The following is a 3,461-nucleotide window of genomic DNA, read 5'->3' as shown; positions in this document are numbered from 1 at the left end:
GTTGCGCAGCGCATAGAGCTCGTCGGCATACGAGAGCGGCACCGCGACCTTGTTGACCACGCGGTCGAGCTCGGCCAGTTCCTTGAGCAGCGCGTCGGCGTCGCCCGTGCGGGCGTCGAGCTTGTGCTCGACCTCGCGCAGCCGCGCGTACCAGCGGAACACGCGGCGCCGCACCCGGAACTGGTAGAGCGGCGGCACCACGCGCGACAGCGGCAGCATCAGCACCAGCAAGCCGCCCAGCACCAGCCACATGCGCTCCACCAGGTTGCTGGCCCAGAAGGGCAGGTAGCGCTGCCAGAACGCCGGCGTGCCGTTGATCGCGCGGTCGCCCTCGGGGCTCACCGGCAGTTCGCTGGTGCGCGTGTTGGGGAAGTCGCGCGCCCGGTTGAACCAGCCGGCGCCGCCGTGCAGGGTCTGGGCGGTCTGCGCGAACAGCTGGCGCAGTGCGGGATGGGTTTCCTCGCGCGACAGCAGCGAGGTGGTGGCGGCGAGCAGCGAGACGTCGTGCGAGGGCAGGTCGGCGGCCAGGTCGACCACGCCGCGCGGCAGGGTCACGGGCTGCAGGAAGGCGAAGCGCCGCGAGTAGGCGTCGCTCTGGGCGAAGTCCATCAGCTGGATGTCGGGTGCGCGCAGCAGCTTCTGGACCAGCGGCGACTGCGGGGCCGAGGCCAGCACGACGACGTCGAGCAGGCCGGCCTGCAGCGCCTCGGTGGCGGGGGACTGCTCGAGGTTCGACAGGTTCAGCGCCGCCGGATCCATGTGGTTGGCGCGGAACATCCGGTCCATGATGTCGGGCACGCCGCTGCCGGGCTTGTCGACGTTGATGCGCAGGTCCTTGAACTGCGTCAGCGACGTCAGGGTGCCGGTCTTGCGGTCGATGCGCTTGGCCGCATCGGTGCGGTAGAAGAACCACAGCGGCTCGAAGAAGAGACTGCCGAGCGAAGTCAGCCCGCCTTGCTCGTCCTTCACCGGGTCGGCGCTGCCGCCGCGCACGAAGGCAACGTCGGCGCCGTCGCTGCGCAGCAGTTCCAGGTTGTCGAGCGAGCCGTCGGTGGGCTTGAGCTCGACCTCGATGCCATTGGCCTTGAGCGCCTCGGCGTAGCGCTTGCCGAATCCGGCATAGGCGCTGCCTGCGGGCCCGGTGGCGAGCACCACGCGCTGGGGCGGCTGCGGCTGCAGCCACCAGTAGGCGGCGACCAGCAGGGCGATGACGAGGAAGATGACGGGCCCGGCGGAGGCGATCAGGTCGCGGATCGAAAGCAGGAACAGGCGGATGGCTTGGGGCATGCGGCGGCAGGTTGGAACAGGGCTCGTGAACGCCGCGGGCGCGGCAGCGGCATTTTCTTTGCTTTCCGGGCCGGGTTGGTTACAAAGCGCGTGAAAAACTCGCGCGAGCCACGGGCCTAGCAAGGCTTCGGAGATGCGTCAATCCATCCGCGGGGTTATTGATGCGCCGGCCGTACGCGTGCCCAATGCAAGGACCGAAGCTCTCGCGCTCGCCGGACCATGAAGAACCTCAAGACCCGACTGCTGTCCACGGCCCAGCTGCTGCTGGCCCTGCTCGCGATCGCCGCGCTGCTGCTGATCGCCGGGCGCGACCTGTTCACGCTCATCTCGCCGGTGAAGCTGCTGCTGTATTCGGGGCTGGGGGCGCTGCTGCTGATCGGCGTCGTGTCGGTGCAGGCCGCGGTGCTTCGGATCCTGTCTTCCGCCGGGTGCGCTCAGGGCAGGTCCGCGGCCGCCGGGAAATAGCTCTCGCCGATGCGCAGCGAGCGCGCGGCCCGCACCGCGCGCACGGTCGCCAGTGCCACGACTTCGGCCGCCATCGTGCTGAGCACCGTCATGCCCGGGGCGTCATCGCCCTCGAGCGGCACGCGGCCGGTGGCCAGCGCAAACAGCGTATCGCCGTCGCTCATCGTGTGGACCGGATTGATCGCGCGCGCCAGGCCGTCATGGGCGACGGTGGCGAGCCGGTTGGCCTGCACCTTGGTCAGCACCGCGTCGGTGGCGACCACGCCCAGCGTGGTGTTGGTGCCGGCCAGCAGCGGCTTCGGCAGCTCGCCGCGCAGCAGGGCGCGGCGGGTGTCGAGCAGTGCGCTGCCATCCTCGGTGCGCGCGCCAGCGACGACCTGCGCGGTGTCCGGGTCGATCACGTCGCCGAGCGCGTTGCAGGCGATCAGCGCGCCGACCGTGACGCCCTTGACGGTGATCGATGCGGTGCCGATGCCGCCTTTCATCGCCCGATCGACGCCGAACAGCTTGCCGACCAGCGCGCCGCTGCCGGCGCCCACATTGCCTTCGGCCGGCGCCGCCCGCGATGCCGCCTCGCAGGCGGCATAGCCGGCGTCGGCGTCGGGCCGGATGCGTGCATCGCCGACCGGCAGATCGAACAGCACGGCGGCCGGAATGATCGGCAGGGTGCCGAAGCGCACGTCGAGGCCGATGCCCCGCTCTTCCAGCCAGCGCATGGCGCCGTCGGCGGCGGCCAGCCCCCAGCCGCTGCCGCCCGCGAGCATCACGCCGTGGACCTGCTGGACCAGGTTGCCCGGCGCGAGCAGGTCGGTCTCGCGGGTGCCGGGCGCCGCGCCCCGCACGTCCACACCCGCGACCGCGCCGTCGCGCGCGAGGATGACGGTGCAGCCGGTGGGCCGGCGGGGGTCGGAATAGTGGCCGACCTCGATGCCGGCGACGTCGGTGATGGCGCTGGGCGCCGCGAGTGAAGATTGATCAGACATCGGCTGCGATTATCGGGCGATTGCCGCGCGGCTTGCCGATCCCGGCCGCCGCTGCGATGATTCAAACCCTGAAGTCACTTGAAGGTCATCCAATGACGACTGCGAATTTCTCCGGAACGCCGGCTTACCGCATCGGCGATGCGGCGGCGCGCAGCGGCGTGACCGCGGCCAACATCCGCTACTACGAGAAGGAAGGGCTGATCGCCCCGCCGGGCCGGGGCGACAACAGCTACCGCTTCTACAGCGACGGCGACGTGCACCGCCTGCGCTTCATTCGCCTTTGCCGCGCGATGGACATGTCGCTCGACGAGGTGCGCACGCTGCTGGCGCTGGACCTGCGCAGCAAGGCCGATTGCGATGCGGCCTGCGTTGCGCTCGACGCCCATCTGGGCCACGTGCGCGAACGGCTGCGCGAACTGCGCTCGCTCGAGAAGGACCTGATCGCCCTGCGCGACTGCTGCGACGGCACTGACGCGATGTGCCACATCATCGAGACGCTGCATGCGCGCGCCGATCACCAGCCCGCGGCACTCCCCCAGCGGGCACGCGCCGCGCGCCACGTCTGAAACTCAACGCCCCGGTTTGGCCGGCAGCGGGACGCCGCGCTCGCCGAGCAGGTCGCGCAGGATCGCCGGGTCGTCCGTGATGATCCCGTCCACGCCCCAGTCCAGCAGCCGCGTCATGTCGGCGCGCTGGTTCACGGTCCAGGGCAGCACGGCCAGGCCG

Annotated in this window: 5 protein-coding genes; 2 read left to right on the top strand and 3 right to left on the bottom strand. The window is 70.7% G+C overall.

Annotation, left to right across the window (positions count from 1 at the left end; all coding sequences use genetic code 11):
- A partial coding sequence (locus AC1D2K_RS32170; protein WP_478094176.1) for a TAXI family TRAP transporter solute-binding subunit occupies positions 1–1,287 on the bottom strand: 1,287 nt, incomplete at its 3' end.
- Between the two features lie 219 nt (positions 1,288–1,506).
- On the opposite strand from AC1D2K_RS32170, the gene AC1D2K_RS32165 reads away from it, so the two are divergent.
- Positions 1,507–1,752 carry a hypothetical protein gene (locus AC1D2K_RS32165; RefSeq protein ID WP_478094175.1) on the top strand — a complete coding sequence of 82 codons (246 nt, stop codon included), beginning with the start codon at positions 1,507–1,509 and terminating at the stop codon, positions 1,750–1,752.
- Here the strand turns inward: AC1D2K_RS32165 and AC1D2K_RS32160 are convergent.
- Positions 1,722–2,735: a P1 family peptidase gene (locus AC1D2K_RS32160; protein ID WP_478094173.1), complete on the bottom strand. Its 1,014-nt coding sequence runs from the start codon at positions 2,733–2,735 to the stop codon at positions 1,722–1,724. The genes AC1D2K_RS32165 and AC1D2K_RS32160 overlap by 31 nt on opposite strands.
- Before the next feature lie 92 nt (positions 2,736–2,827).
- On the opposite strand from AC1D2K_RS32160, the gene AC1D2K_RS32155 reads away from it, so the two are divergent.
- A complete protein-coding gene (locus tag AC1D2K_RS32155) occupies positions 2,828–3,301 on the top strand; it encodes a Cd(II)/Pb(II)-responsive transcriptional regulator (RefSeq protein WP_478094171.1) in 474 nt (157 codons plus the stop codon).
- A gap of 3 nt (positions 3,302–3,304) precedes the next feature.
- Here the strand turns inward: AC1D2K_RS32155 and AC1D2K_RS32150 are convergent, their stop codons facing one another.
- Positions 3,305–3,451 (bottom strand): glycerophosphodiester phosphodiesterase family protein, encoded by a 147-nt coding sequence (locus tag AC1D2K_RS32150; protein WP_478094178.1) that lies wholly within the window; start codon positions 3,449–3,451, stop codon positions 3,305–3,307.
- Between the last annotated feature and the right edge of the window lie 10 nt (positions 3,452–3,461).

The organism is Variovorax sp. P1_H12_2 (assembly GCF_056405335.1).
Note: the sequence above shows the minus strand (reverse complement) of the source record. Positions and strands in the feature narration are given on the sequence as shown.

Excerpts from the sequence above, each read along its gene's own strand:
- AC1D2K_RS32160 (WP_478094173.1), bottom strand. The coding sequence starts at position 2,735 with ATGTCTGATCAATCTTCACTCGCGGCGCCCAGCGCCATCACCGACGTC.
- AC1D2K_RS32165 (WP_478094175.1), top strand. The coding sequence starts at position 1,507 with ATGAAGAACCTCAAGACCCGACTGCTGTCCACGGCCCAGCTGCTGCTG.
- AC1D2K_RS32155 (WP_478094171.1), top strand. The coding sequence starts at position 2,828 with ATGACGACTGCGAATTTCTCCGGAACGCCGGCTTACCGCATCGGCGAT.